This window comes from Shinella sumterensis, assembly GCF_004514425.2.
In the GTDB taxonomy this organism is placed as follows: Bacteria; Pseudomonadota; Alphaproteobacteria; order Rhizobiales; family Rhizobiaceae; genus Shinella; species Shinella sumterensis.
The window spans coordinates 36,646-63,591 of sequence record NZ_MYFN02000018.1; the positions used below are offsets into that span (position 1 = coordinate 36,646).

The following is a 26,946-nucleotide window of genomic DNA, read 5'->3' on the forward strand; positions in this document are numbered from 1 at the left end:
GTCTAGGATCGCGGCCCGGCATCGGCCGGTCTCAGCGGCAGCCCGAGCAGCGTTTCGATGGATGTCAGCGCGATCTCGACGAGCTCGCTTTCACCGAAGAGTTCGCCGGCAAGGCAGCACTCCAGCCAGAGGCCGTCGAGAAGGCCGTTGATGGCGATGGCCAGCCGGCGGCAGCGCTCCGGCGAGGCATCGACGTTGCGCTCCGCCAGAAAGTCCGCAAGCAGGGTTTCGAGCGCATCGCGGAAGCTCAGATAGCCCTCGCGATGGATTGCCGCCAGTTCCGGATCGACGCTGACCCGGCTGATGAACGAGGCCCAGAGCGAAAGGCTGCGGCTGTTGGCGACCGGTTCCGTCAGGTTGATGACGATGAAGTCGCGCAGCCGGGTTTCGGCGTCGCCGGTGACGCGCTCGGCCTTTTCGGTCAGCCGCGCGATGACGACGCGATAGGCTTCCTGAAGGATGTGCTCCTTCGACTGGAAATAGTGCCGGATCAGGCCGGCGGTGACGCCGGCCTTGATGGCGATCTGCCGGACCGTCGCGCCTTGCAGGCCGTATTCCGCGATGCAGTCGAGCGTCGCCTCGATCAGGTCGTGGCGGCGCTCGGCCTCGGGGGCGCGATGAAAGGTCCGGCGGGCCATGTCATCCTCTCGTTCTGGCTCTCGTTCTGGCTCTCGGCCCGGGCGGTGTCCACAACACGTCCGCCCGAATGCGCTGGCTGATCTGCTTCAGGCCGCCCGGCGCAGCACCGGCCGCGTCAGGCAGGTCGGCCCGCCTTCGCAGGCGATGCAGAGCGCGTCCGCCTCGAAGGTCTGGACGGTGCAGCCGGCGGCTTCCATCGCCGCCCTGGTGGCCGGGAAGCCGTCGACCATGATGACCTCGTAGGGCTTCGTCGGCAAGACATTGAGCGACAGGCCGTTGCTGGCATGGAACTCGTCGGCCGGGGCTTCGATGAGCTCTATGCCGCGCTTCTTCAGAAGCTGGTAGAAGGCGGCGGGCAGGAGCGGCGCGAAGACCAGCGCGAGATTGTCGGCTAGCGGGCTCATCACGCTCATCAGGTGGAGGCACGCTTCTTCGCCCTGCCAGAGCGGGAGGTCGTAGGCGAGCACGCTCACGCCATGCGGTGCGAGGATGCGCGTGATCTGGTCGATGCCCTCCTGGTTGGTGCGCACGCCGCGGCCGATGACGAGCGTCTTCGCATCGAGCCAGATGCAATCGCCGCCCTCGACGGTGCCATCGCCCGTGATGCGGCCGAGGATGGGAATCTGCCGTTCGGCATAGGCCTTTTCGTGCAGCGCAGTTTCGGCGACACGCAACGGCTTGCCCATGCGCAGCAGAATGGCGCCGTGATCCGACATCAGCGACGGGTCGTGCGTGAACATCGCGTCGGCGAGGCCGTCGCCATCGTCCTCCAGCCAGATGATTTCGGTGCCGGATTGTTCCACCATCTCCGCGAAGGCCGAATATTGTGCGACCGCGCGCTCGCCATCGAAGGTCGGCCCGTAATGCCATTTGGCAGGATCGGCGGCGCGCAGGCTCGCGCCGGGGCGGCGCATGAGAACGCGCTGAAGAGGGGCGGACATTTCCTGCGAACCGAAGGCGGTCATTCAATACTCCTGGCGGAAACGGGATCGATGGACGGGCGCCGGAATAAAAGTCGGCGTAACGATTATTATACGCTTGAACAATTTCTTAACAAGTGCCACGATGACTTTAACAAAGGAAACGACGGGCCGAAGATGCCCGCGGGAACGTTGAAAAAACAGGGGAATTGGCATGAGTCATGCATCGACTTTCCGTGCGCGCGAGGCGAACGCGCGATGATGGAGCGTGCCGAGGCAATCGCGGTCAGGGACCTGCACAAACGCTTCGGACCGCTGGAGGTTCTCAAGGGCGTATCGCTCACCGCGCATGAGGGCGACGTCATCGCCATCATCGGCGGCTCGGGCTCGGGCAAGTCGACCCTGCTGCGCTGCATCAACATGCTGGAACTGCCGAGCGCCGGTTCGGTCACCATCCATGGCGAGACCATCGCCATGAAGAAGGACGGCCATGGCGGGCAGCTGCCGTCCGACCGCAAGCAGGTGCAGCGCATCCGCTCCCGCCTCGGCATGGTGTTCCAGAGCTTCAATCTGTGGCAGCACATGACGATCCTCGAAAACGTCATCGAGGCGCCGGTGCATGTGCTCGGCGTGCGCAAGGACGAGGCGGTCGACCGCGCCGAGACGCTGCTGCGCCGCGTCGGCCTCCATGAGAAGCGCGATGCCTATCCCGCCTTCCTGTCGGGTGGCCAGCAGCAGCGTGCGGCGATTGCCCGCGCGCTCGCCATCCAGCCCCATGTCATGCTGTTCGACGAACCCACCTCCGCGCTCGACCCGGAACTGGTGGGCGAAGTGCTTTCCGTCATCGGCGATCTCGCCAAGGAAAAGCGCACGATGATCCTCGTCACGCATGAAATGAAGTTTGCCCGCAACGTCGCGAGCCATGTCGTTTTCCTGGCCAACGGCGTCATCGAGGAACAGGGTCCGCCGGACGAACTGTTCGGATCGCCGAAATCGGAGCGGCTGAAGAAGTTCATCAGCTCCATCCACTGAAAATCACAAGACCAACAGAGGGAAGATCATGAAGAATGCCTTGAAGACAATCGCCCTTGCCGCCGCCATCGGTATCGCCGCCGTTTCGGGCGCTGCGGCCCAGCAGGTCCGTGTCGGCTTCGCCGCCGAGCCTTACCCGCCCTTCACCTCGCCGGATGCCTCCGGCAACTGGGAAGGCTGGGAAGTCGATTTCATGAAGGCGATCTGTGCCGAAGCCAAGCTCGACTGCGTGATCACGCCCGTCGCCTGGGACGGCATCATCCCGGCGCTGACCTCCAACAAGATCGACATGATCATCGGCTCGATGTCGATCACCGCCGAACGCCTCCAGACGATCGATTTCTCCGACAAGTATTACAACACCCCGACGGCCGTCATCGGCCCGAAGAGCGAAAGCTTCGAAGCGACGCCGGAGGGACTGAAGGGCAAAACCATCGGCGTGCAGGTCGCCACCATCCACCAGGTCTATGCCAACAAGTATTTCGGCGAGAACGGCGCGACCGTGAAGGAATACCAGACGCAGGACGAGGCCAACAACGACCTCGCGGCCGGCCGCATCGATGCGGTGCAGGCCGATTCCATCGCGCTGTCCGCCTTCCTCAAATCCGAACAGGGCGCTGCCTGCTGCGACCTGAAGGGCAACGTCAAGGACGACCCTGAAATCCTCGGGCTGGGCGTCGGCGTCGGCCTGCGCAAGGGCGAGACGGAGCTGAAGGAAAAGATCAACGCCGCGATCAAGGCCATCCGCGCCAACGGCACCTATGACGAGATCACCAAGAAGTATTTCGATTTCGACGTTTACGGGGGCTGATCGTTTCCGATGACCACCGCGGCGGTGCCCGGCACCGCCGCGATTCCTACCCGAACGGATACGTGACCCCATGGCCGATGCCGGATCGCTGATCAACTGGAGCCTGCTTGCGCTTGACCCGCCCGGCTGGGGCGGCGTGCTTCTGGGAGGTCTGTGGCAGTCCGTGCAGATCGCCATCGGCGGCTATGCGCTCGGGCTGGTGCTCGGCACGGGCGGCGCGATGGGCAAGCTCTACGGCGGCCCCGTCACCAGGGACCTGCTGGAGGTCTACACCACGCTGGTGCGCGCGGTGCCGGAGCTCGTGCTGATCCTCATTCTCTATTATGCCGGCACGGATGTGCTGAACCGGCTGTCGAGCGCCGCCGGCTGGGGGCCCGTCGATATCAGCGGCCTTGCTGCCGGCATCTTCGTCATCGGCGTCGTGCAGGGCGCCTATTCGACGGAGGTGCTGCGCGGGGCCATCAAGGCGGTGCCGGCCGGGCAGATCGAGGCCGCGCGCGCCTACGGCATGTCGCCCTTGCAGATCATGCGGCGCATCACCCTGCCGGCCATGCTGCCGCACGCCATTCCCGGCCTCTCCAATCTGTGGCTGATCGCCACCAAGGATACGGCACTTCTGGCCGTCGTGGGCTTCAGCGAGCTGACGCTGGTGACCCGCCAGGCGGCGGGCAGCACCAAGGCCTATCTGCTCTTCTTCTGCGCGGCAGGGGCGCTTTATCTGATGATCACGCTGGTTTCGAACGTGCTGATCGGCTTCATCGAGCGCCATTACCGGCGCGGCATGCCGGAGACCGTGCGATGAGCGATCCGACCGTCGCCGCCATGGCGCTGACCGAACTGCCGACCAGGCAGAGCTTCTTCAAGCCGCACCGCATCGTGCTGATGGCGATCGCCGCCGTGCTCGTCTTCTGCATCGTCTGGTTCATGCGCTGGGACTGGGTGCCGAAATATTCCGGCCGTCTCGTCCATGGCGTCGGCGTCACGCTCATGCTGCTGTTCGTGACGTCGATCCTCGGCTTCCTGCTCGCGGTGCCGATCGGCCTCGTGCAGGTCACCGGGCCGTGGCCGCTGAAGATGCTGGCGAAGGGGTTCTGTACCATCGTCCGTGGCACGCCGCTGCTGCTGCAACTGTGGCTGCTCTATTACGGCCTCGGCTCGCTCTTCCCGCAGTTTCCGGAAATCCGCAATTCCTTCCTCTGGCCCTATCTGCGCGAGGCATGGCCCTATGGGGTGGCAGCCCTCACCATCTCCTTCGCCGCCTATGAGGGCGAGGTGATGCGCGGCGCCTTTGCCGGCGTGCCGCCCGGCGAGCTGGAAGCCGCGCGCGCCTATGGCATGAGCCCCTTTACCGTCTTCCGCCGCATCTGGCTGCCGCGCGCCATCCATCGCGCCCTGCCGACGCTGAACGGCGAGACGGTGCTGCAATTGAAGGCGACGCCGCTCGTTGCGACGATCACCGTGATCGACGTCTATGCCGTCGTCTCCAAGGTGCGGCAGGAGACCTACATCACCTACGAGCCTCTGCTGCTCCTGGCGCTCATCTATCTCTGCCTGACCGCGCTTCTCGTGGTGGGCTTCCGCTATTTCGAAAGCAGGATCCCGACACGGGGCGCCTGATACCGGTGACGACATGACGATCCATACGACGCTCATCAACAACATGCCCGAAATGGTGGCCATTCGCCGCGACCTGCACGAGCATCCCGAACTCGGCCTGGAGGAGGTGCGTACCTCCGATGTGATCGCGCGCCATCTCGAAAGCTACGGTTACACGGTGTCGCGCGGCATCGCCAGGACGGGCCTCGTGGCAACGCTCACCAACGGCACGAGCCGCAAGTCGATCGGCATTCGCGCCGATATCGACGCCCTGCCGATCCTGGAGGAAACCGGCCTTCCCTATGCCAGCAAGACGCCGGGTAAGATGCATGCCTGCGGGCACGACGGCCACACGGCCATGTTGCTCGGCGCGGCGAAGGCCATTGCCGAGCGGCGCAATTTCGACGGCACCGTGCATCTCATCTTCCAGCCGGCAGAGGAGAATTTCGGCGGCGCGAAGATCATGGTGGAAGAGGGGCTGTTCGACCGCTTCCCCTGCGATGCTGTCTTTGCCCTTCACAACGAACCGGGCCTTCCCTTCGGCCAGTTCGCGCTGCGCGAAGGCCCGATCATGGCGGCGGTGGACGAGGCGCGCATCACCGTCAACGGGCGCGGCGGCCACGGCGCGGAACCGCAGGAAACGCTCGATCCCATCGTCTGCGGCGCCTCCATCGTCATGGCGCTCCAGACCATCGTGTCGCGCAACATCCACCCGATCGATCCGACGGTGGTCACGGTCGGTTCGTTCCATTCGGGTTCGGCAAGCAACATCATTCCCAGCCGCGCCGAGATCGTGGTCGGCATCCGCTCCTTCGATGCCGATGTGCGCGACGAGCTTGAGCGCCGCATCCGTCTCGTCGCCGGTGGGCAGGCGGAAAGCTACGGCATGACGGCGACGGTGAATTACCAGCGCTTCTACGATGCGACCATCAACCACAAGGCGGAGACGGATCTGGTGCGGAACCTTGCCATCCGCTTTGCCGGCGCCGACAAGGTCGTCGATCTCGAGCGCCCCTTCATGGGCAGCGAGGATTTCGCCTATATGCTGAAGGAACGCCCGGGCACCTATTTCTTCCTCGGCGGCAAGAGCGGCGAGAACGACCATTCGCTCCACCATCCCGCCTATAACTTCAACGACGACCTGCTGCCCGTCGGCGCCGCCTTCTGGACGGAACTGGCGGAGCATTATCTTCGCCCGGCGTGATCAGGTAATCCCCGGCCGATCGGCCTGCAACGTTCGTAGCACCTTACGGAAACATTTGGCACTTCGTGCGTTTGAAGGAAGGGTTCGTGGCGGTGCGAAATGCCGCACGCGTGTGATTGTCGCGGTGCGGCAATGCGGGCAGGCGGGCGGAATTGACCTTTGCCAGGCAGGGGAACATCCTTGAAGAGACGCAGCGCCCGAAGCGTTGCGACGTCTTCAGAAAGGCCGGCCCGATGTTTGAATCCCTGGACGCAACGCTGCTTGCACGGTTTCAGTTTGCCTTCACGGTGTCCTTCCACATCATCTTCCCGGCGTTCTCCATCGGGCTTGCAAGCTACCTGGCCGTGCTGGAAGGGTTGTGGCTCTGGACGAAGGACGAGGTCTATTTCGCGCTCTTCAATTTCTGGAAGACGATCTTTGCGCTCGCCTTCGGCATGGGCGTCGTGTCCGGCATCGTCATGTCCTATCAGTTCGGCACGAACTGGAGCGTCTTCTCCGACAAGGCCGGCCCCGTCATCGGGCCGCTGATGGGCTATGAGGTGCTGACGGCCTTCTTCCTGGAGGCAGGCTTCCTCGGCATCATGCTGTTCGGGCTCAATCGCGTCGGTCCGAAGCTGCATTTCTTCGCCACGCTCATGGTCGCCGTCGGCACGCTGATCTCGGCGACATGGATTCTCGCGGCCAATTCCTGGATGCAGACGCCTGCGGGCTTTTCCGTCAACGACGCCGGCCAGTTCGTGCCTGTCGACTGGTGGGCGGTGATCTTCAATCCTTCCTTCCCCTACCGGCTGGTGCACATGGTGCTGGCCGCCTACCTGACGACGGCCCTCGTGGTCGGCGGCGTCGGCGCCTTTCACCTGCTGCGTGGCGACGCCCCCAAGCGCGCCCGCAAGATGTTCTCCATGGCCATGTGGATGGCGGCGATCGTCGCGCCGATCCAGATCTTTGCCGGCGACATGCACGGCCTCAACACGCTCGAGCACCAGCCTGCCAAGGTCATGGCGATGGAAGGGCATTACCAGAGCCATCCCGACGGCGCGCCGCTCATCCTGTTCGGCATTCCGAATTCCGCCGAGCAGCGGGTGGATTACGCCGTCGAAATCCCCAAACTGTCGAGCCTCATTCTCAAGCATGACCTGAACGCGCCGCTTGCCGGCCTCGATACGGTGCCGCGCGAGCTTCATCCGCCGGTCGGCATCGTTTTCTGGGCCTTCCGGATCATGGTGGGGATCGGTTTCGCCATGCTCGGCCTCGGCCTCTGGTCGCTGTGGTGTCGCTGGCGCGGCACGCTTGGCGAGAACCGCTGGCTGCACCGCGCCGCCGTTTTGATGGGACCGGCCGGCTTCGTCGCCGTGCTCGCCGGCTGGGTGACGACCGAGGTCGGCCGGCAACCCTATACCGTCTATGGCCATCTGCTGACCTCGCAGTCGGTGGCGCCCATCGCGGCACCCGCCGTCGCGACATCGCTGATCGCCTTCATCGTGGTCTATTTCCTGATCTTCGGTGCCGGCACCTTCTATATCCTGCGCCTGATGGGCCGCCTGCCGCGCGATCCGATGCCAGACCTCGGGGAGGGGCCGATACGCTCCGCCGGCATCACGCCGGCCCCTGCCATTGCCACCAAACCCGGGAGCCAGCACCATGGCGCTTGACCTTCCCTTCCTCTGGGCGGCGATCATCGCCTTCGCGGTGCTTGCCTATGTCATTCTCGACGGTTTCGACCTCGGGGTCGGCATCCTGTTTCCCTTCTTCAAGGAAAAGCATGACCGCGACGTCATGATGAATTCGGTCGCGCCCGTGTGGGATGGCAACGAGACGTGGCTCGTGCTCGGCGGGGGCGGGCTGATGGCGGTCTTTCCGCTGGCCTATGCCACCATCCTGCCGGCGCTCTACATGCCGCTCATCCTCATGCTGCTCGGTCTGATCTTCCGGGGCGTCGCATTCGAATACCGCTGGCGCACGCGGCGTGGCGAATTCCTGTGGGACTTCGCCTTTGCCGGCGGCTCGATGGTCGCCTCGTTCACGCAAGGCGTGGCGCTCGGGGCGCTGGTGCAGGGCATCGACGTCGAGAACCGCGCCTATGCCGGCGGCTGGTGGGACTGGCTCACGCCGTTCTCCATCGCGACGGGCCTCGCGCTGCTTGTCGGTTATGCGCTGCTCGGCGCCACCTGGCTGGTGATGAAGACGAGCGGCGATCTCGCCGCCCGCGCCCGTCATTATGCCATGCGGGCGGGCATCGGCACGCTCGCCGCCATGGGCATCTTCAGCCTCTGGACGCCGTTTACCGAGCCGCTCTATTTCGAGCGGTGGTTCGGCTGGCCGACCGTCATCTTCAGCGTGCTCGTGCCCGCACTCGTGCTGGGATGCTTCGCGCTGCTCGTCTACGGCTTGAAGACCCTGCACGATGCCTGGCCGTTCGTGGCGGCGCTCGGTCTCTTCGTGCTCGGCTTCGCCGGCATCGGCATCAGCTTCTATCCCTATATCGTGCCGGCCTCGCTGACGATCTGGGAGGCGGCGGCACCGCATGAGAGCCTTGCCTTCCTCATCGTCGGCGCGCTGGTGCTCGTACCGATGATCCTCGGCTACACCGTTTATGCCTACTGGGTGTTCCGCGGAAAGGTCGATCCGGAGGAGGGGTATCATTGATGGCGGAACGCTCGCTCGGCCGCAAACTGCTGTGGTTCGTGGCGCTGTGGATGGCCGGCGTCCTGACGGTCACCGCCGTCGGTTTCGTCATCAAGCTGGCGATCGGAACCTGACTTCACGTAACGTCAATCGCTCCAGCCTGACGCCAGCTTGCCGCTTTAGGTTCCGCGTCGGCCAGCATGCAGGCCCGCCAGCAGAAGACAGGACCGCACCCTCCTTCCGCTCACGCCCCGGGCCTGCATGTGGCCTTGTGTCCCGTCACCGACAGATGCCTTTCCCCCCAAACGTTCCTCTGCTATCCGGGTGCTCATGAAGGAGACCGGAATGGCGAAGACTGCGGCAGACTGCACGACGATGGCGGAAATCCGGGAAAACATCGATCGGGTCGACAAAGCCCTGATGGCGCTTTTCGAGGAACGCTGGAGCTTCATCCGCCGCGCCGCTGAGATCAAGGCGGGCCTTGGCATTCCCGCCGATGTCCCGGCGCGCGTGAAGGAAGTGCGCGACAATGCCAACCGCAACGCGCAGGCCCATGGCCTCGACGGCGATTTCTACGAGGAGATCTGGGCACAACTCATCGAGCACGCCATCGCCTATGAGAAGGCGCAACTCGGCGAGGGCTGAAGTGCCGCGGGTCAGCGCTGGTTGCGCTTGCCCAGATGGTCTTCCCATTCGAGCGCGGTCCGCACGATGAAGGGCAGGTCGTCATATTGCGGCGTCCAGCCGAGTTCCTTCATCGCGACCGAAGGATTGGCGACGATCAGAACCGCGTCGCCCGGGCGGCGGCCGGCGATGCGGACGGGAAAATCCTTGCCGGAGACGGCTTTCACCTGCTCCAGCACTTCCAGCACGGAGAAGCCGCGCCCATAGCCGCAATTGGCGACGATCGAGCCGCCGCCGGCGCGCATGCGCTGCAGGGCCTTCAGATGCGCATTGGCAAGATCGGAGACGTGGATGTAGTCACGGATGCAGGTGCCGTCGGGGGTCGGGTAGTCCGTACCGTAGACATCCATGCCGTCGCGCTTGCCGAGTGCGGCTTCGCTCGCCACCTTGATGAGATGCGTCGCGCCCGCCGTCGACTGGCCGGTGCGGCCACGCGGATCGGCACCGGCCACGTTGAAGTAGCGCAGCGCCGTATAGGTGAAGTCATGGGCGGCGGCGGTGTCGCGCAGCATGATCTCCGTCATCAGCTTGGAGGAGCCGTAGGGCGATTCCGGGCGCAGGGCCGCACTTTCAAGCACGGGTTCGGTGCCGTCGGGCGTGCCGTAGACGGCGGCCGTGGACGAGAAGACGAAATAGGGCACCTTCGCCGCGACGGCGGCGGCGATCAAGGCGCGTGACTTGACGGTGTTGTTTTCGTAGTAGGAGAGCGGATCGGCGACCGATTCCGGCACGATGATCGAGCCGGCGAAGTGGATGATGGCGTCGATGCTGTTTTCGGCGAAGATCGTGGCGAGCAGCGCGGCATCGGCGATGTCGCCCTCGTAGAACCGCGCCTCGGGCGCCACCGCCCAGCGGAAGCCCGTGGACAGGCGGTCCAGCACCACGACGTCTTCGCCTGCATCCACCAGCGCCCAGACCATATGGCTGCCGATATAGCCCGCGCCGCCTGTGACAAGAACCGCCATGGAAAATCTCCGAATCGCCTGAATTTCAGGCATATCACTCTGCCAGCCCGGAAGACGCAACCGCTTATTGTACGGTGCCGGCACACCAATATGAGGGATGCAGCATGTCCGATCGCTTCATCGTGCTGTCCGGCTGCTCCGGCGGCGGAAAATCGACCCTGCTCGACGAATTGCGCCGGCGCGGCCATGCCACGGTCGAGGAACCCGGCCGCCGGATCGTGCAGGCGGAACTGGCGGCGGGCGGCAGCGCCCTGCCGTGGCGCGACATGGCCGCCTTTGCCCGCCGTGCCATCGATCTCGCGCTGGCGGACCGGGCCCGCATGCAGGACCATCCCGGCCTCGTCTTCTTCGACCGCGGGCTCATCGATGCGGCCTGCGCGCTGGAGGCACACGGCGGCGAGCGGGTTCTGGACAGCGTAGCCGCTGCCCACCGCTATCACCGCAAGGTGTTCCTCACGCCGCCATGGCCGGAAATCTATGCCGGGGATGCGGAGCGCCGGCACGGCTTCGATGCCGCGCTGGAGGAATATGCGCAGCTGGAACAGGCCTATCCGCGCCTCGGATACGAAACGGTCGTGCTGCCGAAGGTTCCGGTGGAGGCGCGGGCGGATTTCGTGCTTGCCCGGCTGTGAGGGCCGTCAGCTTGCCGCGATGTACCGTGCCAGCCGGTCGGCTGCTTCCAGGATGTCTTTGGGGTCGCGCAGGAAGCAGGCGCGCATGAACAATTCGCCGCCCGGCCCGAAGGCGGTGCCCGGGGCGAGGCCGACATTGGTGCGGTCGACGATATCGAGGGCGGCACGCCGCGAATCCGTGACGCCGTCGATCTTCAGGAAGGCATAGAGCGCCCCGTCGGGCTTCAGCGTTTCCACCCGGTTGGTCGCGATCAGCGCGTCGCAGAAGGTGTCGCGGTTCTTCGCCGCCTTGTCGATATTGGCCTGCACGAAGGCATCGCCCTCGTCGAGCGCGGTAATGGCGCCCTGTTGCAGGAATTGCGGCACGCCCGAGGTGGAATACTGGACGAGGTTCTCGATGACCTGGCCCATTTCCGGTGGCGCGACGATCCAGCCGACGCGCCAGCCGGTCATCGACCAGTTCTTCGAGAAGGAGTTGACGAAGATGACGCGGTCGCCCTCTTCCATGACGTCGAGGAAGGAGGGCGCGCGGCCGCCGGCATAGTGGTAGAGCGCGTAGATCTCGTCGGCCATGATCCACAGGCCATGGCGGCGGGCCATCGCAAGCAGGTCCGAAAGGTCCTCGCGCGTTGCGGTCCAGCCGGTCGGATTGGATGGCGTGTTGATGAAGAGCACGCGGGTTTTCGGCGTGATGGCGGCCTCCACGCGGGCCAGATCGATCTGCCAGCGGCCGTTTGCGAAATCGAGCGGCACCGCGATGGGATTGGCGCCGGAAAGCTCGGCCGCCGCCGCGAAATTCGGCCAGGCCGGCGTGAGGTAGACCATGTCGTCGCCGGGAGAGACCAGCGCTTCGATGGCGAGCTTGATGGCCTGCATGCCGGAGCCGACGACATAGAAGTGCTCGGCCGGCAGCGAGATGCCGAAGCGCCGGGCATAATAGCGCGACAGGGCTGCCCGGAGTTCGGGAATGCCGCGCTGCCAGGTGTAGAAGGTCTCGCCGCGCATCAGGGCATCGGAGGCCGCGCGGGCAATGAAATCCGGCGTCGGCAGGTCCCCTTCGCCCACCCAGAGCGGGATCAGCCCCTCGCGGCCGCGCGCATAATTCACGACTTCGACGATGCCGCTCTCCGGCGCACGCAGCGAACGGGGGCTGAGGCTTTCGGCGATGGTCATGCAAATCTCTCCGGAAAATCGCGACAAGACGTGCCCTTCGGGGCAAGGTCACCAAGCTCTAACCGGTTTTGCAGCACCATTCACGCGCGTTTCTTTGACACATGCATCGAATTCGGTGATGGGACGGCCGCGCGGGGCAGGGCCCTTCCGCCGTGTCGTAGACATGAAAAAAGCGAGGGTGGCCCCTCGCTTCCTCATCCCGGCCGGGCCGGGGAAGTGCTTCGCGCAGTGCCAGTACATCCGTGGTCACGGCGTTGCGAAACACGACTTTCGTGTCTGACGGCAGGTCTATCGGCTCGCTGTAACAGCGGTATGACAGGGTCCGGTCCGTCGGTGATGTGAAGTCTGTGCCTATATGGTTAACAAAAGGTTAAAATTCCAGGCCGTGAAAAAATTCGTCTTTCGGGGCGATGGAAGTGTGCATGCCAAACGTCTTCCTCGTGGTCTCAGTGCGAGCTGTGGGTGATTGCCCCCGATGTCGTCGTCTTTCGATTGACAAGCCGGGGCACGCTCCACGACAGTGGCGGCAGCGAGACGGGCAGCGGTAGGAGGACTTGATGTCTATGCGCGCAATCTTCGGTTTCTCGGCACTTCTTTTCTCCGCCGTAGCGTCACCATCCATCCCGGCCCATGCCGCGGAAACACGCACCATCGTGACGACGGAAAACAGCGATTATTTCGGCTTCGACCTGCGCACCGTGCAGGATGTGACGCTGGACCAGTGCAAGACGGCTTGCGTCGACGACCTGTCCTGCCGCGCCTTCACCTACAATCCCAAGGTGAAGTGGTGCTTCATGAAGAGCGATTTCAATCAGCTCAACCACTTCCAGGGCGCCATTGCCGGCAAGATCGTCAAGGCCGACGATGCCGCCGATATCGGCGCGCCGCCGGCCCTTTCCTTCATCAGCGAATATATGGCGGCCGACGCCCGCGCGTTCCGCGACAATCTCGCGCTCGCAAGCGGGCAGGAAGGGCAGGGTGCCGAAAGCCTGGCCTCGCTCGGCCGCATCGAGACGGCGTCGAGCCGTTTCGACGAGGCGCTGGCCGCCTACAAGGGCGCGCTGTCGCTCGCCCCGGATGATTTCTTCCTGTGGATCGAAACCGCCGAATCCATGGGCCGCGCCAACAACAACAGCTACCTCGCGGGGCAGGGCGCGCTTGCGGCGATCAACGCCTACCAGCTCTCGCGCACGACGGAGACGCGCGCCCGCGCGCTGGCCGTGCTCGCCGACACGCTCGACAAATCCGGCAGCTACCGCGCCGGCATCAACGCCTACAAGGCGAGCCTCGACCTGAAGGACGACGTGGCGATCCGTTCGGCCTATCTCGGCCTGCGCGCGCGCCAGGGCTTCCGCGTGGTCAACCACACGATCGATTCCGACAGCGCGACGCCGCGCGCCTGCGTCGAGTTCTCCGAACCGCTGGTCAAGTCCGGCGCGGACTATGCCTCCTTCGTCACGCTCGACGGCGCGGCACCCAAGGCCGTCGAAGCCAAGGACCGGCAGATCTGCATCGAGGGCCTCACGCACGGCCAGCGCTACAAGATCGCGTTCCGCCCGGGCCTGCCGTCCGCCGTGGACGAGCCGCTGGCCGCGGCCGTCGATCTCGACATCTACGTGCAGGACCGCGCCGCCATGGTGCGCTTCACCGGCGACGGTTTCGTGCTGCCCGGCAGCGTGCGCCGCGGCATTCCGATCGTTTCGGTCAACACCGACAGCGCCGACCTGAAGCTCTACCGCGTCGGTGACCGCGCCATTGCCGGCCTGCTTGCCGAAAGCCGCTTCCTCACCCAGCTCGACGGCTATTCCGCCAGCAACATCGAGAGCCAGAGCGGCGAACTCGTCTGGCAGGGCAAGATCGATATCTCGCCGGAGCTCAACAAGGACGTCGTCACCAGCTTCCCGGTCGACGAGGCGCTGCCTGAGCGCAAGCCGGGCGTCTATGTGCTGACCGCCGCCGCCTCCAACGGCCGCAGCAACGAATGGGATGCGAAGGCCACCCAGTGGTTCGTCATTTCCGATGTCGGCCTGACGACCTATGCCGGCACCGACGGCCTCAACGTCTTCGCCCGCTCGCTCGACAGTGCAGGCCCGCTGGAAGGCGTCGAACTGCAACTGATCGCCAAGAACAACGAGATCCTCGGCACGGCAACGACGGACAGCGACGGTCGCGCCACCTTCACCGCCGGCCTGATGCGCGGCACGGCGGCCAACACGCCCGCTGTCATCTTCGCCAGGAAGGGTGAGGACGACTTCGTCTTCCTCGACATGACGCGCGCCGGCTTCGACCTGTCGGACCGTGGCGTGACCGGCCGCCCCGCTCCGGGCGCCATTGACGTGCTGGCCTGGACCGAGCGCGGCATCTACCGTGCCGGCGAGACGGTGCACGCCTCCGCGCTTGCCCGCGACATCGAGGCGAACGCCGTCGAGAAACTGCCGCTGACCTTCGTCTTCAACCGTCCGGACGGGGTGGAAGACCGCCGCATGGTCTCCGACGGCGCGGCTCTCGGTGGCCATGCCATCGATCTGGCGCTCCAGGCCAACAGCATGCGCGGCACCTGGACCATGCAGGTCTTCACCGACCCCAAGGGCACGGCGATTGCCGAAAAGCAGTTCCTCGTCGACGACTTCGTGCCCGATCGTATCGAATTCGACATGACGAGCGAGGCCAAGGAAATCGAGGCCGGCATTGCCGCGCCCGTCTCCGTCGAAGGCCGTTACCTCTATGGCGCGCCCGGCGCAGGCCTGGAAATCGAGGGCGATGTCGCGCTGAAGCCGACCCGCGAGGACCCGGCCTATCCCGGCTATGTCTTCGGCCTTGCGGATGAAGAGGCGATCGAGGAAAGCCGCATTCCGCTCGAAGGGCTCGGCGTGCTCGACGAGGCGGGACAGACGACGTTCGACGTGCTCGTCAACGACCTGCCCTCGACCACCCAGCGCCTCGAAGCGCTCGTGACGCTGCGCATGAACGAAGCCGGCGGCCGCGCCGTCGAGCGCAGCCTCACCCTGCCGGTCAAGGCGTCCGGCCCGATGATCGGCGTGAAGCCGGAATTCCAGGGCGAGCTTTCGGAAAACAGCGTCGCGAACTTCACCGTCGTGGCGGTGACGCCGGAGGGCACCCGCGAAGCGATGCAGGGCCTGCCCTGGAAGCTGCTGTCCGTCGAACGGGATTACCAGTGGTACCGCGATGGCAGCTCGTGGCGCTACGAGCCCGTTCTCTCGACGAAGCAGATCGCCAACGGCACGCTCGATGTCGCCGCCGACGGCGGCAGGATTTCCGTGCCGGTCACCTGGGGCCGCTATCGCCTGGAAGTAGAAAGCCCCGAGCCGGATGGCCCGGCGACGAGCGTGGAGTTCGATGCCGGCTGGTATGTCGCCGCCACGTCGACGGAAACGCCCGACGCGCTGGAAATTTCGCTCGACAAGGAAAATTATGCGGTCGGGGACACGGCCAAGCTGAAAGTCTCGCCGCGCCATGCCGGCCAGCTTCTCATCACCGTGGGGGCCGAAAGCCTGATTTCCACGCAGACCGCGGAAATCGGCGCCGAGGGCGGCGAGGTGGACATCCCCGTCACCGAGGCGTGGGGGCCGGGCTCCTACATCACCGCAACGCTCTTCCGTCCAGGCTCCGACCAGGAAAGCCGCATGCCCATGCGCGCCATCGGCGTCACCTGGCTGAAGGTCGATCCGGCCGATCGCAAGCTCGACGTCTCGCTCGACGTGCCGGAAAAGACGCTGCCGCGCCAGCCGCTCGACATTTCGCTGAAGGTCGCCGGTGCCGGTGCGGATGAAGAGGCCTATGTCACGGTCGCCGCCGTCGATGTCGGCATCCTCAACCTCACGCGCTACGAAGCGCCCGATCCGGCTGGCTGGTATTTCGGCCAGCGCCGCCTCGGCATGGAAATCCGCGACCTCTATGGCCGCCTGATCGACGGTTCGCTCGGCGCCACCGGGCGCCTGCGCACCGGCGGCGACGGCGGCGAGGGCGCCCTTCAGGGCAACCCGCCGACGGAAAAGCTCGTGGCCTTCTTCGCAGGTCCCGTAAAGCTCGATGCGGACGGCAACGTCAAGGTCAGCTTCGACATTCCGCAGTTCAACGGCACGGCCCGCATCATGGCCGTCGCCTGGACGAAGACCGGTGTCGGCAGCGCGTCCAAGGACGTCGTCATCCGCGATCCGATCGTGGTGACGGCGAGCCTGCCGAAGTTCCTCGCACCCGGGGACCGTTCGGACCTGAGGCTCGACATCGTCAACACCGATGCGCCGGCCGGCGACTACAAGGTCGCGATCACGCACAACGCCTCCGTCATGGTCGAGCAGACCGGTGCGGGCCAGACGTTGACGCTGGAACCCGGCGCCAAGACCGCGCTCACCCTGCCGCTCATTGGCGGCGAGATCGGCGATGGCCTCGTCACCGTGACGCTCACCGACGGCAACGGCCTGTCGCTCGAGCAGGCGCTGAACGTGCCCGTGCGTCCGGCGGCCATGCCGATTACCACGCGCCGGCCCATCGAGATCGCCGCCAATGGCAGCCTGACCATCGACGACCAGCTGCTAGCCGACAGCCAGCTCGGCGGCGCCTCGGTCAGCCTCAGCGTGTCGCGGGCCGCCGCCTTCGACATTCCGGCCCTGCTGATGTCGCTCGATCGCTACCCCTATGGCTGCACGGAGCAGACGACGAGCCGCGCGCTGCCGCTGCTCTATCTGAGCGAACTGTCCAAGCAGTCCGGCCTGCCGGAGGATACCGAAACGCAGAAGCGCGTGCAGGAGGCGATCTACCGCGTGCTCGCCAACCAGTCCTCCTCGGGCAGCTTCGGCCTGTGGTCGCCGGGCTATGGCGACCTGTGGCTCGATGCCTTCGTCACCGACTTCCTGACGCGGGCCCGCGAACAGAAGTTCGACGTGCCGGAACAGGCCATGCTGCAGGCGCTCTCCAACCTGCAGAACGCGCTGTCCTATGACGTCAATGTCTCCAACCAGGGCAGCGAGATCGCCTATGCGCTCTATGTGCTCGCCCGCAACCGCAAGGCCGCGATCAGCGACCTGCGCTACTACGCCGATACGAAGCTGTCCGAGTTCACCTCGCCGCTCGCCCGTGCGCAGCTTGCCGGTGCGCTCGGCCTCTACGGCGATGCGCAGCGGTCCATGGCGCTCTTCTCCAATGCGCTCGGCCTGTCCCGCGACAGCATCATGAATGCAAGCCTCTCGCGCAGCGACTACGGTTCGTCGCTGCGTGACGGCGCGGCAATCCTGGCGCTGGCCGCCGAAGCCCGTCCCGTGCCGACGATCATTCCCGAACTGGTCAAGCAGGTCGGCACGCAGTGGGAAAACAAGCGCTGGACCAGCACGCAGGAGCAGACCTGGATGCTGCTTGCCGCGCGCTCCGTGAAGGACGCCGACAAGAACCTGAAGCTCGAAATCAACGGCGCCGAACACGCCGGCGGCTATGCCGCGCAGATGACGAGCAAGTCGCTGCTGGAAAATCCGCTGACCGTCGCCAACCGCACCGGCGAGCCGGTCTCGGCCATGCTGACGACGGTGGCGGCCCCGGCCGATCCGCTGCCGGCAGGCGGCGACGGCTTCGCCATCGAGCGAACCTACTACACGCTCGACGGCGAGGAGGCCAACATCACGGAGGCCCGGCAGAACGAACGCTACGTCGTCGTGCTCAAGGTGACCGAGCACAACGACTGGGCATCGCGCATCATCATCACGGACCTGCTGCCGGCGGGTTTCGAGATCGACAATCCGAGCCTGGTCGACAGTGCGAAGCTCGCCAATTTCGACTGGCTCGGCGAGACCGAGACGGCGCATACGGAGTTCCGCTACGACCGCTTCGTCGCGGCCTTCAACCGCAGCGAGGGCAACAACCGCGACGTGACGGTCGCCTATGTCGTGCGCGCCGTGACACCCGGCACCTATGACCTGCCGGCTGCACAGGTGGAGGACATGTACCGTCCGCAATACTCCGCCCGCACCGCGACCGGCCGCATGCAGGTCGTCAAGGCCGAGTAGGAGAGGGCGGGCCGATGGCGCTCTGGCGCAAGCTCCTGATCGGCTCCCTCGGCGGGGCGGCGGCAATCGCCGCGCTTGCCGCGGGGCTGGATTATGCGGACCGTGCCTATCCGCCACCGGTCGATGTCGCCGGCATCGTGTCGAAGGAGGTGCTCGACCGGGACGGCCGCCTGCTGCGCGCCTTCGCCACGCCCGAGGGGCATTGGCGGCTGAAGACCACGGCCGCCGATGTCGATCCGCAGTTCCTGCGCATGCTCGTCGCCTATGAGGACCGCCGGTTCGCCGCGCATTCCGGCGTCGATCCGCTGGCCCTGCTGCGCGCGGCCGGGCAGTTCCTCACCAATGGCCGCATCGTCTCGGGCGCCTCCACGCTTTCCATGCAGGTCGCGCGCCTGATCGAGCCGCGCGAAAACCGCTCGCTGCTCGCCAAGTTGCGCCAGATGGCGCGCGCCATCCAGCTCGAGCGGCGGCTGTCCAAGGCCGAGATCCTGGATCTCTACCTGACGCTCGCGCCCTATGGCGGCAACCTGGAGGGCGTGCGCGCGGCAAGCCTCGCCTGGTTCGGCAAGGAGCCGAAGCGCCTGTCCGTCGCCGAAGCCGCGCTGCTCGTCGCCCTGCCGCAATTGCCGGAAAAGCGCCGCCCGGACCGGCATCGCGCCGCGGCCGAAGCGGCACGCGCCCGCGTGCTGGACCGCATGGCGGTGTCCGAGCTGATCGGCGAGGGGGAGGCGGAGCGCGCAGGCGGCGAGGCCGTGCCGGACCGACGCCGCCAGCTTCCCGCCTTCGCCGCGCACCTGTCGGAGCTTGCCTTGCGCAAGGAGCCGAAGGCGACGGAGCACCGCACGACGCTCGATCGCACCGTGCAGGACGGCCTGGAGACCGTCGCGCGCGAGGCGGCCGAACGCCTTGGGCCGAAGGTCTCCATCGCCATGGTCATGGCCGATGCCCGCACCGGCGAAATCCTCGGCGAGGTGGGCTCGGCGGATTATTTCGATGGCAGCCGCGCCGGCTGGATCGACATGACGCGCATCCGCCGCTCGCCGGGCTCGGCCCTCAAGCCCTTCATCTACGGCCTTGCCTTCGAAGAGGGGCTCGTCGCGCAGGAAACCATCGTCGAGGACCGCCCCTCCGATTTTTCCGGCTATCGCCCGCGCAATTTCGACATGACCTACCAGGGCGACGTCAGCGTGCGCAAGGCGCTGCAGATGTCGCTCAATGTGCCGGCCGTCCGCCTGCTCGAGGCGGTCGGTCCGACGCGCATGATGGTGCGTTTCCGGCGCGCCGAGGTGCGGCCGGTCCTGCCGCCGGGCGAGACGCCGGGGCTTGCCATCGGCCTGGGCGGCCTCGGCATCACGCTGCGCGATCTCACGCAGCTCTACGCGGCGCTGGCCAACCGCGGCATGCCCGTGCAGCTCGGCGACGGCATCACCGGCGAGGCCGCGGTGATCAACGGCGATCCGCTGCTCGATCCCGTGGCCGTCTGGCAGGTTTCGGATGTGCTTTCGGCCGTCACGCCGCCCGCCGGCAGCCGCCGTCTCGGCATCGCCTACAAGACCGGCACGAGCTATGGCTACCGCGATGCCTGGTCCGTCGGCTATGACGGCCGCCATGTGCTCGGCGTCTGGGTCGGCCGGGCCGACAACGGCGCGGTGCCCGGCCTGACCGGCTACGGCGCTGCGGCGCCCATCCTCTTCGAGGCCTTTTCCCGCTCGGGCCTTGCCATCACGCCCCTGCCGCGCGCGCCCTCCGGCGCGGTGCGCATCGCCCAGTCCGAGCTTCCCGCGAGCCTGCGCCGTTTCTCGACGACGGCAAACGGCCTCGTCGCGACCGTGGCGCGCGAGCCGGCCCCGCAGATCGTCTATCCGCCGGAAGGCGCGCATGTCGAACTCGGCGCCACGACGGGCGCCGACATCGCCCCGCTCGTGCTGAAACTCCAGGGCGGCCGCGCGCCCTTCCGCTGGCTCGCCAACGGCAAGGTCCTCCCCGACGCCGCCCGCCGCCGCACGACGCAATGGATGCCCGAAGGCGCCGGCTTCTCGACCCTGACAGTCATAGACGCGGCCGGCCGCGCGGCGAGCGTGCGGGTGTTCATCGAGTGACGATGTGGCGCATCACTTAGAGCATTTCCGGTGAACTCCGGTTCACCGGAAATGCTCTAGATTCCTGTTTTACCGCATTATCCGACGCCGAAGCGACTTCGCTTCGGCTGGAAATGCTCTAGTTTCGCCGACGCGCGTTCAGATATCGCCCACGGGCGAACGCCGTCGCGAATTGCACTGTCGGCAAACGTTCGAGCAACCAGCATTTCTGGAAGAAAAATGGTGCTGCTAGAGAGATTTGAACTCTCGGCCTCTCCCTTACCAAGGGAGTGCTCTACCCCTGAGCTATAGCAGCATCCGGCGAAACGGGATCTGTTTCGCGTGAGCGAGGGCCTATTGCCATAGGTGGTTCGGCAGTGCAAGCGGCGAAATGGCGATTGTCGCAACAAATCTGTCGGGGCACACGCTTTTTTCGTTCGCTGGAATTCGTTATGAGAGACGGCATGAGCGGCAAGGACGAGACGAAAGACAGGAAGACCAGGACGGAAGCGGAGATTCGCGCCGAGCGGCTGGCAAGGACGCTGCGCGACAACCTCCAGCGCCGCAAGCAGCAGGCGCGCGCCCGGCGCGCGGGGGCGGCCGACGAGACGATGGGTCTGCCGGCTGCGCCCTCTGCCGCAAAAAAAGACGAATCGGACGGTTAGTCGAGCCTGTCTTCAGCAGAAGGCGACGGGGGTGGTTTTTCAAACCGGGGCACGCCTGAGGCGGGCGACCGGCGCGGGCTTCATTTTTCTTTTGCGATGCTCTAAAGAGGCCGCCATCTCCGAACGCCGATATTCTTCGAGAAAGGCGGGCCCGGCCCGTAATCGCACATGGATCGTATCAGGATTGTAGGCGGCAACGAACTCAAGGGTATCATCCCGATTTCGGGTGCCAAGAATGCAGCACTGCCGCTGATGATCGCGTCGCTCCTCACCGACGACACGCTGACCCTGGAAAACGTGCCGCATCTGGCCGATGTCGAACAGCTCATCCGCATTCTCGGCAACCACGGCGCCGATATCACCGTCAACGGCCGCCGCGAGCGTCAGGGCGAGGGCTACTCCCGCACCGTCACCTTCACCTCGCGCAATATCGTCGACACGACGGCGCCCTATGAGCTGGTCTCGAAGATGCGCGCCTCCTTCTGGGTCATCGGCCCGCTCCTGGCGCGTGAAGGCAAGGCCCGCGTCTCGCTGCCCGGTGGCTGCGCTATCGGAACGCGTCCGGTTGACCTCTTCATCGAGGCCCTTGCGGCGCTCGGCGCCAAGCTGGAGATCGATGGCGGTTATATCGAGGCAACCGCCCCGGCTGGCGGGCTCATCGGCGCGCGCTACACCTTCCCGAAGGTTTCCGTCGGCGCGACGCATGTCCTCATGATGGCGGCGACGCTTGCCCGCGGCACCACGGTCATCGGCAACGCCGCGCGCGAGCCGGAAGTGCAGGACCTCGCCAAGTGCCTCAACGCCATGGGCGCGAAGATCACGGGTGCGGGCACCTCGACCATCACCATCGAAGGCGTCAACCAGCTCTCCGGCGCGCGCCATCGTGTCCTGCCCGACCGCATCGAGACCGGCACCTACGCCATGGCCGTCGCCATGACGGGCGGCGACGTGGTGCTGGAAGGCACGGACGCATCCCTGCTCGAAACGGCGCTTGAGGCGATCCGCCGGTCCGGCGCGGAGATCACCGCCACGGAAAGCGGCATCCGCGTGGTGCGCAACGGCGGCGGCATCAAGCCGGTCGACGTCGTGACCGATCCCTTCCCGGGTTTCCCCACGGACCTGCAGGCGCAGTTCATGGGCCTGATGACCAAGTCGAACGGCATGTCGCACATCACCGAGACGATCTTCGAAAACCGCTTCATGCATGTGCAGGAACTGGCCCGCCTGGGCGCGAAGATCTCGCTTTCCGGCCAGACCGCCAAGATCGAAGGCGTCGAGCGCCTGCGCGGTGCGCCGGTCATGGCGACAGACCTGCGTGCCTCCGTGTCGCTGGTCATCGCGGGGCTGGCCGCCGAAGGCGAGACCATGGTCTCGCGCGTCTACCACCTCGACCGCGGCTTCGAACGCCTGGAAGAGAAGCTCACCCGGTGCGGCGCCATCGTCGAACGCGTCAGCGACTGACGGATCGGCAGCGATAAGATTGAACACGCCGACGAGGGGCGGGGCGTTTTTGTAAACGCTCCGCCCCTTGCCGTTGCAGTCGGCCGCGCGCCGTCCTATTTCGTGATCGACTATTCGAGATGCCGCACAGCCCGGCGCAAAGGACCCGACCATGGACAGCCTGAAACTGCTTGCCCTCGACACGGAAGATCTCGCCGTCGTCTCGGCCCACCTGCAGGACGCGGTCTTCAAGACCGACGGCCTCGCCTACGATGCCCGCCACCACGTCTTCTCCGTCGTCGTCAACCGTTTCGTGTGGGAAAAGGCGGCGCGGGCGCGCGGCAAGAGCTTCGAGCGCCGCCGGGCGGCGATTGCCTTCAAGCGCGTCAATGCCGTACGTTCGATCGGCATCGACCGGAAGGACAAGGACGCGGTCCTCTCGCTGCTTGCCATCAACTTCACGCCGAACGGCGAGGGGCCGGATGGAACGCTGGAACTCGTGCTTTCCGGCAGCGCCTCCATCGCGCTCGATGTGGAATGCGTCGAAGTTCAGCTTGCAGATACGGGCGGAGCATGGGAAACCAGCTTGAAACCCCGCCATCCAGCGGTTTGAGAGCATGAGCCGGCCTTTATGCCGGAGACGACAGGGACGGACGACTTGGCGATCAGACTTGACTACCAGAGCAGTGATTTCGAAAGCCGGTTCGCTGCCTTCCTGACCACCAAGCGCGAGGTCTCCGAGGACGTCAACGCCATCGTGCGCGCGATCATCGACGACGTGCGCGCGCGCGGCGACAAGGCGCTCGCCGACTATTCCAAAAAATTTGACGGCCTCGATTTCGCGACGACCTCCATGCGCGTCTCGCTCGAGGAAATCGACGCCGCCTTCGATGCGGTCGATCCGAAGATCATCGCCGCGCTGGAGCTTGCCGCGCAGCGCATCGAGAAGCACCACGCCCGCCAGAAGCCGAAGGACGACCTCTACGAGGACGATATCGGCGTGGGCCTCGGCTCGCGCTGGACGGCGATCGACGCCGTCGGCCTCTATGTTCCCGGCGGCACGGCGAGCTATCCGAGCTCCGTGCTGATGAATGCGGTGCCGGCCAAGGTGGCCGGCGTGCCGCGCGTCGTCATGGTCGTCCCGGCCAGGGAAGGCGCGATCAACCCGGCGGTTCTCGCCGCCGCGCGCATTGCGGGCGTCGACGAGATCTACCGCATCGGCGGCGCGCAGGCCGTGGCGGCCCTTGCCTATGGCACCGAGACCATCGCGCCCGTGGCGAAGATCACCGGTCCCGGCAATGCCTTCGTCGCCGCCGCCAAGCGCCAGGTCTTCGGCACTGTCGGCATCGACATGATCGCGGGCCCCTCGGAAGTGCTCGTCATCGCCGACGGCGACAATGATCCGGATTGGCTGGCCGCCGACCTGCTCGCCCAGGCCGAGCACGATGCCGGCGCCCAGTCCATCCTCGTTACCGACAGCGCCGCCCTGGCGGATGCCGTCGAGGCGGCCGTCGAGCGGCAGCTGAAGACGCTGGAGCGCGCCGAGACCGCTGCCGCGAGCTGGCGTGATTTCGGCGCGGTCATCCTCGTTCCGGACCTGAAGAAGAGCATCCCGCTCGCCAACCGCATCGCCGCCGAGCACCTGGAGATCGCGACGGCCGATCCGGACGCGCTGATGGCGGAAATCCGCAATGCCGGCGCCATCTTCGTCGGCCGCCATACGCCGGAAGTCATCGGCGATTACGTCGGCGGTTCCAACCACGTCCTGCCGACGGCCCGCTCCGCCCGCTTTTCTTCTGGCCTCTCGGTGCTCGACTACATGAAGCGCACCTCGATCCTGCGGCTCGGCGCCGAGCAGCTTCGTGCGCTCGGCCCTGCCGCCATCACGCTTGCCGAAGCCGAAGGGCTCGGCGCCCATGCCCGCTCCGTTGCCATCCGGCTCAACCTGGAAGGCTAGGCCATGGCCGCGACGGGCAACTTCCGCCTCTGCGATGTGGTTCTGGACGAGACGATCGGCCGCGCCACGCCTGACGTGGAGCACGAACGCGCCGTTGCCATCTTCGACCTCATCGAGGAAAATTCCTTCGAGCCTGTCGGCCATGCCGGCGGGCCCTATCGCCTCCATCTCTCGCTGGTCGATTCCAAGCTCGTCTTCGCCATCCGCACGGAAGGCGGCGAGCCGGTCGCAACGCATATCCTCTCGCTCACGCCCTTCCGCCGCATCGTGAAGGACTATTTCATGATCTGCGAGAGCTACTACCAGGCGATCCGTTCCGCCACGCCCAGCCAGATCGAGGCGATCGACATGGGCCGGCGCGGCATCCACAACGAGGGCTCCCAGACGTTGATGGACCGGCTGTCGGGCAAGATCAAATTCGACTTCGACACGGCCCGCCGCCTGTTCACGCTCGTCTGCGTTCTCTACTGGCGCGGGTGAGCGGATGGAAGGCGTTTCCCCGGCACCCGATATCGATGCGCCGCGAACGCCCCGTTCGATCCTCTTCATGTGCCGCATGAATGCCGTGCGCTCCCCGATGGCCGAGGTGCTGGCGCGCGACATGCTGCCCGGCATCTACGTCGCCTCGGCCGGCGTGCGCCCCGGCGAGCGCGATCCTTTCGTCGATGCGGTGCTGGGCGAGGTCGACCTGTCGCTCGGCCGCCATGCGCCGCGGTCGCTGGAAGACCTGGAGGACGACTATTTCGACCTCATCGTCACGCTCGCGCCGGAAGCCCACCACGCCGCGCTCGAGCTCACCCGCTCCATGGCCGTTGACGTCATGTACTGGCCGACGCCCGATCCGACAGTCGCAACCGGCACGCGCGACCAGATTCTCGCCGCCTATCGCGAGGTTCGGGAGTTCCTGAAGGCGCTGATTGCGAAGCGGTTGAAGGGGCCCGGCTGAGCGGCCGGAGGCATGGATAAGACCAAATGCAGAAAGCCGCTGCTTCGGTGTTCACAAAGCATCGGGGATTGTGTAGTTTCCGGCAACTTTTCCGAGGCGGACCATAAAGCCTGCCCCGAATCTACCTTCCCGAATCTATCTTCAAGGAATATCGCTCAAACATGGCAAAAGAAGAAGTCCTCGAATTCCCCGGCGTCGTGACGGAACTGCTTCCGAACGCGACCTTCCGCGTCAAGCTCGAAAACGAGCACGAGATCATCGCGCACACCGCGGGCCGCATGCGCAAGAACCGCATCCGCGTTCTGGCCGGCGACAAGGTGCTGGTCGAGATGACGCCCTACGACCTCACCAAGGGTCGCATCACCTACCGTTTCAAGTAAGTCCTCTTGCAAGCCGAGGGGGCCGCGCCCCCGCCCGGCCGATGGCCGACGCGCGAATAGCGGCGCACCCCGGAGCCTCCCGGAGCCCTCATGGCGCAGACCGAAAAGCTCATCCTCGCCTCCGGCTCGCCGCGCCGCGTCGAACTTCTCGCGCAGGCGGGCATCGAAGCCGCGCGCCTGATGCCGATGGATATCGACGAGACGCCGAAGCGTTCCGAGCATCCGCGTTCGCTCGCCCGCCGGCTGTCGACCGGCAAGGCGCAGGCAGCCCTTGCCGCCATCAAGGGCGACCCGGCCCATGCGGGCAGCTACATCCTGGCGGCCGATACGGTCGTCTCTGTCGGCCGGCGCATCCTGCCGAAGACGGAGATGGTCGATGAGGCGTCGAGCGCGCTGCACCTGCTCTCCGGCCGCAGCCACCGCGTCTTCACCGGCGTGTGCCTCATCACGCCCGATCGCACCGTGCGCCAGAAAGTCGTCGACACCAAGGTGCGTTTCAAGCGCCTGTCGACCACCGATATCGAGAACTATCTCGCCTCGGGCCAGTGGCGTGGCAAGGCGGGCGGCTATGCCATCCAGGGCATTGCCGGCAGCTTCGTCGTCAAGCTGGTCGGCTCCTACACGAATGTCGTCGGCCTGCCGCTCTATGAGACGCTGACGCTGCTGTCGGGCGAGGGCTTCGACGTGCATGCCGGCTGGGCGGATGCCTGACATGGCGGGCGAGAACGAGAAAGCCGCGTCCAATGTCGCGCCGCTGCGCAAGGCCGTGCCCTGTCCGATCTGCCGCCGTCCCTCCGCCCGCGAGCACTACCCGTTCTGTTCCGAACGCTGCCGCGATGTGGATCTCAACCGCTGGCTCTCCGGCTCCTATGCCATCCCCGTCGCGGATGACGAAGCCAAGGCCGACGACGAGGATATGTGACGGCCTGAACAAAGGGAAAAGCGCAATCTTTTCCACAGCTTGAAATGCGTCTCAAATTTCCCGCAAAAAACCGGCCTTGGGGCTGGACACATTTTTGCAAGATGCTATAACCCCGCTCGCTCCCGGGGCGAAACCAAGCGCCCCAAGGATTTCCAACGGAAATCCACCCGGATGCCCGGATAGCTCAGTTGGTAGAGCAGCGGATTGAAAATCCGCGTGTCGGTGGTTCAAATCCGCCTCCGGGCACCACTAAATTCTTTAAA

General features: G+C 65.6%; 24 protein-coding genes and 2 tRNA genes. 21 read left to right on the top strand and 5 right to left on the bottom strand.

Annotation, left to right across the window (positions count from 1 at the left end; all coding sequences use genetic code 11):
* Positions 1-2: 2 nt before the first annotated feature.
* Both B5M41_RS23660 and B5M41_RS23665 read right to left on the bottom strand, forming a co-directional pair.
* Positions 3-638, bottom strand: coding sequence for a TetR family transcriptional regulator C-terminal domain-containing protein (locus B5M41_RS23660; protein WP_134650855.1), 636 nt, complete (start codon positions 636-638; stop codon positions 3-5).
* A gap of 87 nt (positions 639-725) precedes the next feature.
* Entirely contained in the window at positions 726-1,604 is an 879-nt protein-coding gene (locus B5M41_RS23665; protein ID WP_134650856.1) for a dimethylarginine dimethylaminohydrolase family protein, read from the bottom strand.
* Between the two features lie 213 nt (positions 1,605-1,817).
* On the opposite strand from B5M41_RS23665, the gene B5M41_RS23670 reads away from it, so the two are divergent.
* From B5M41_RS23670 to B5M41_RS23705, 8 genes are all read left to right on the top strand, one after another.
* Positions 1,818-2,591, top strand: a complete 774-nt coding sequence (locus B5M41_RS23670; protein WP_134650857.1) for an ABC transporter ATP-binding protein — start codon at positions 1,818-1,820, stop codon at positions 2,589-2,591.
* Between the two features lie 28 nt (positions 2,592-2,619).
* Complete coding sequence (locus tag B5M41_RS23675) at positions 2,620-3,402, top strand: transporter substrate-binding domain-containing protein (RefSeq protein WP_134650858.1); 783 nt, start codon at positions 2,620-2,622, stop codon at positions 3,400-3,402.
* A 70-nt stretch (positions 3,403-3,472) separates the two neighbouring features.
* Positions 3,473-4,204, top strand: a complete 732-nt coding sequence (locus tag B5M41_RS23680) for an ABC transporter permease (protein ID WP_134650859.1) — start codon at positions 3,473-3,475, stop codon at positions 4,202-4,204.
* The gene (locus B5M41_RS23685) at positions 4,201-5,019 is read left to right on the top strand and encodes an ABC transporter permease (protein ID WP_134650860.1); all 819 of its coding nucleotides are present in this window, start codon (positions 4,201-4,203) and stop codon (positions 5,017-5,019) included. Before B5M41_RS23680 ends, B5M41_RS23685 begins: the two co-directional genes overlap by 4 nt.
* Before the next feature lie 13 nt (positions 5,020-5,032).
* Positions 5,033-6,202, top strand: a complete 1,170-nt coding sequence (locus B5M41_RS23690) for a M20 aminoacylase family protein (RefSeq protein WP_134650861.1) — start codon at positions 5,033-5,035, stop codon at positions 6,200-6,202.
* A 233-nt stretch (positions 6,203-6,435) separates the two neighbouring features.
* Positions 6,436-7,854 (top strand): cytochrome ubiquinol oxidase subunit I, encoded by a 1,419-nt coding sequence (locus tag B5M41_RS23695; RefSeq protein ID WP_134650862.1) that lies wholly within the window; start codon positions 6,436-6,438, stop codon positions 7,852-7,854.
* Positions 7,844-8,848 carry a cytochrome d ubiquinol oxidase subunit II gene (gene cydB / locus B5M41_RS23700; protein WP_134650863.1) on the top strand — a complete coding sequence of 335 codons (1,005 nt, stop codon included), beginning with the start codon at positions 7,844-7,846 and terminating at the stop codon, positions 8,846-8,848. The genes B5M41_RS23695 and cydB overlap by 11 nt, the downstream gene beginning before the upstream one ends.
* Positions 8,849-9,172: 324 nt before the next feature.
* Positions 9,173-9,472, top strand: coding sequence for a chorismate mutase family protein (locus B5M41_RS23705; RefSeq protein WP_134650864.1), 300 nt, complete (start codon positions 9,173-9,175; stop codon positions 9,470-9,472).
* An 11-nt stretch (positions 9,473-9,483) separates the two neighbouring features.
* Here B5M41_RS23705 and galE read toward each other — a convergent pair whose 3' ends face one another.
* Positions 9,484-10,476, bottom strand: a complete 993-nt coding sequence (galE, locus tag B5M41_RS23710) for a UDP-glucose 4-epimerase GalE (RefSeq protein ID WP_134650865.1) — start codon at positions 10,474-10,476, stop codon at positions 9,484-9,486.
* 104 nt (positions 10,477-10,580) lie between these two features.
* On the opposite strand from galE, the gene B5M41_RS23715 reads away from it, so the two are divergent.
* Positions 10,581-11,108 carry an AAA family ATPase gene (locus tag B5M41_RS23715; protein ID WP_134650866.1) on the top strand — a complete coding sequence of 176 codons (528 nt, stop codon included), beginning with the start codon at positions 10,581-10,583 and terminating at the stop codon, positions 11,106-11,108.
* Positions 11,109-11,114: 6 nt separating this feature from the next.
* On the opposite strand, the gene B5M41_RS23720 is transcribed toward B5M41_RS23715, so the two are convergent.
* The gene (locus tag B5M41_RS23720) at positions 11,115-12,281 is read right to left on the bottom strand and encodes a pyridoxal phosphate-dependent aminotransferase (RefSeq protein ID WP_134650867.1); all 1,167 of its coding nucleotides are present in this window, start codon (positions 12,279-12,281) and stop codon (positions 11,115-11,117) included.
* Positions 12,282-12,844: 563 nt separating this feature from the next.
* On the opposite strand from B5M41_RS23720, the gene B5M41_RS23725 reads away from it, so the two are divergent.
* Together B5M41_RS23725 and pbpC are read left to right on the top strand one after the other, a co-directional pair.
* Positions 12,845-18,295 (top strand): alpha-2-macroglobulin family protein, encoded by a 5,451-nt coding sequence (locus tag B5M41_RS23725; RefSeq protein WP_134650890.1) that lies wholly within the window; start codon positions 12,845-12,847, stop codon positions 18,293-18,295.
* Between the two features lie 14 nt (positions 18,296-18,309).
* Positions 18,310-20,394 carry a penicillin-binding protein 1C gene (gene pbpC, locus B5M41_RS23730; RefSeq protein ID WP_134650868.1) on the top strand — a complete coding sequence of 695 codons (2,085 nt, stop codon included), beginning with the start codon at positions 18,310-18,312 and terminating at the stop codon, positions 20,392-20,394.
* 220 nt (positions 20,395-20,614) lie between these two features.
* Here the strand turns inward: pbpC and B5M41_RS23735 are convergent.
* A tRNA-Thr gene (locus B5M41_RS23735) sits at positions 20,615-20,689 on the bottom strand.
* A 148-nt stretch (positions 20,690-20,837) separates the two neighbouring features.
* On the opposite strand from B5M41_RS23735, the gene B5M41_RS23740 reads away from it, so the two are divergent.
* From B5M41_RS23740 to B5M41_RS23785, 10 genes are all read left to right on the top strand, one after another.
* Positions 20,838-21,038: a hypothetical protein gene (locus B5M41_RS23740; RefSeq protein ID WP_134650869.1), complete on the top strand. Its 201-nt coding sequence runs from the start codon at positions 20,838-20,840 to the stop codon at positions 21,036-21,038.
* Positions 21,039-21,206: 168 nt separating this feature from the next.
* On the top strand, positions 21,207-22,499 hold the full coding sequence (murA, locus tag B5M41_RS23745) for a UDP-N-acetylglucosamine 1-carboxyvinyltransferase (protein WP_134650870.1): 1,293 nt from the start codon (positions 21,207-21,209) through the stop codon (positions 22,497-22,499).
* 151 nt (positions 22,500-22,650) lie between these two features.
* Positions 22,651-23,091 carry a DUF2948 family protein gene (locus B5M41_RS23750; RefSeq protein WP_134650871.1) on the top strand — a complete coding sequence of 147 codons (441 nt, stop codon included), beginning with the start codon at positions 22,651-22,653 and terminating at the stop codon, positions 23,089-23,091.
* A 45-nt stretch (positions 23,092-23,136) separates the two neighbouring features.
* Complete coding sequence (gene hisD, locus B5M41_RS23755; protein WP_134650872.1) at positions 23,137-24,435, top strand: histidinol dehydrogenase; 1,299 nt, start codon at positions 23,137-23,139, stop codon at positions 24,433-24,435.
* Positions 24,436-24,438: 3 nt separating this feature from the next.
* Positions 24,439-24,915, top strand: a complete 477-nt coding sequence (locus tag B5M41_RS23760; protein WP_134650873.1) for a UPF0262 family protein — start codon at positions 24,439-24,441, stop codon at positions 24,913-24,915.
* 4 nt (positions 24,916-24,919) lie between these two features.
* A complete protein-coding gene (locus B5M41_RS23765; protein WP_134650874.1) occupies positions 24,920-25,381 on the top strand; it encodes an arsenate-mycothiol transferase ArsC in 462 nt (153 codons plus the stop codon).
* Between the two features lie 161 nt (positions 25,382-25,542).
* On the top strand, positions 25,543-25,761 hold the full coding sequence (infA, locus tag B5M41_RS23770) for a translation initiation factor IF-1 (RefSeq protein WP_004435948.1): 219 nt from the start codon (positions 25,543-25,545) through the stop codon (positions 25,759-25,761).
* 90 nt (positions 25,762-25,851) lie between these two features.
* Positions 25,852-26,472 carry a Maf-like protein gene (locus B5M41_RS23775; RefSeq protein ID WP_134650875.1) on the top strand — a complete coding sequence of 207 codons (621 nt, stop codon included), beginning with the start codon at positions 25,852-25,854 and terminating at the stop codon, positions 26,470-26,472.
* 1 nt (position 26,473) lies between these two features.
* Positions 26,474-26,683 (top strand): DNA gyrase inhibitor YacG, encoded by a 210-nt coding sequence (yacG, locus tag B5M41_RS23780; RefSeq protein ID WP_134650876.1) that lies wholly within the window; start codon positions 26,474-26,476, stop codon positions 26,681-26,683.
* 173 nt (positions 26,684-26,856) lie between these two features.
* A tRNA-Phe gene (locus B5M41_RS23785) sits at positions 26,857-26,932 on the top strand.
* Positions 26,933-26,946: the final 14 nt, after the last annotated feature.

Coding starts and splice junctions, on each gene's coding strand:
- B5M41_RS23660 (WP_134650855.1), bottom strand. CDS start 638: ATGGCCCGCCGGACCTTTCATCGCGCCCCCGAGGCCGAGCGCCGCCAC.
- B5M41_RS23665 (WP_134650856.1), bottom strand. CDS start 1,604: ATGACCGCCTTCGGTTCGCAGGAAATGTCCGCCCCTCTTCAGCGCGTT.
- B5M41_RS23670 (WP_134650857.1), top strand. CDS start 1,818: ATGATGGAGCGTGCCGAGGCAATCGCGGTCAGGGACCTGCACAAACGC.
- B5M41_RS23675 (WP_134650858.1), top strand. CDS start 2,620: ATGAAGAATGCCTTGAAGACAATCGCCCTTGCCGCCGCCATCGGTATC.
- B5M41_RS23680 (WP_134650859.1), top strand. CDS start 3,473: ATGGCCGATGCCGGATCGCTGATCAACTGGAGCCTGCTTGCGCTTGAC.
- B5M41_RS23685 (WP_134650860.1), top strand. CDS start 4,201: ATGAGCGATCCGACCGTCGCCGCCATGGCGCTGACCGAACTGCCGACC.
- B5M41_RS23690 (WP_134650861.1), top strand. CDS start 5,033: ATGACGATCCATACGACGCTCATCAACAACATGCCCGAAATGGTGGCC.
- B5M41_RS23695 (WP_134650862.1), top strand. CDS start 6,436: ATGTTTGAATCCCTGGACGCAACGCTGCTTGCACGGTTTCAGTTTGCC.
- cydB (WP_134650863.1), top strand. CDS start 7,844: ATGGCGCTTGACCTTCCCTTCCTCTGGGCGGCGATCATCGCCTTCGCG.
- B5M41_RS23705 (WP_134650864.1), top strand. CDS start 9,173: ATGGCGAAGACTGCGGCAGACTGCACGACGATGGCGGAAATCCGGGAA.
- galE (WP_134650865.1), bottom strand. CDS start 10,476: ATGGCGGTTCTTGTCACAGGCGGCGCGGGCTATATCGGCAGCCATATG.
- B5M41_RS23715 (WP_134650866.1), top strand. CDS start 10,581: ATGTCCGATCGCTTCATCGTGCTGTCCGGCTGCTCCGGCGGCGGAAAA.
- B5M41_RS23720 (WP_134650867.1), bottom strand. CDS start 12,281: ATGACCATCGCCGAAAGCCTCAGCCCCCGTTCGCTGCGTGCGCCGGAG.
- B5M41_RS23725 (WP_134650890.1), top strand. CDS start 12,845: ATGCGCGCAATCTTCGGTTTCTCGGCACTTCTTTTCTCCGCCGTAGCG.
- pbpC (WP_134650868.1), top strand. CDS start 18,310: ATGGCGCTCTGGCGCAAGCTCCTGATCGGCTCCCTCGGCGGGGCGGCG.
- B5M41_RS23740 (WP_134650869.1), top strand. CDS start 20,838: ATGAGCGGCAAGGACGAGACGAAAGACAGGAAGACCAGGACGGAAGCG.
- murA (WP_134650870.1), top strand. CDS start 21,207: ATGGATCGTATCAGGATTGTAGGCGGCAACGAACTCAAGGGTATCATC.
- B5M41_RS23750 (WP_134650871.1), top strand. CDS start 22,651: ATGGACAGCCTGAAACTGCTTGCCCTCGACACGGAAGATCTCGCCGTC.
- B5M41_RS23760 (WP_134650873.1), top strand. CDS start 24,439: ATGGCCGCGACGGGCAACTTCCGCCTCTGCGATGTGGTTCTGGACGAG.
- B5M41_RS23765 (WP_134650874.1), top strand. CDS start 24,920: ATGGAAGGCGTTTCCCCGGCACCCGATATCGATGCGCCGCGAACGCCC.
- infA (WP_004435948.1), top strand. CDS start 25,543: ATGGCAAAAGAAGAAGTCCTCGAATTCCCCGGCGTCGTGACGGAACTG.
- B5M41_RS23775 (WP_134650875.1), top strand. CDS start 25,852: ATGGCGCAGACCGAAAAGCTCATCCTCGCCTCCGGCTCGCCGCGCCGC.
- yacG (WP_134650876.1), top strand. CDS start 26,474: ATGGCGGGCGAGAACGAGAAAGCCGCGTCCAATGTCGCGCCGCTGCGC.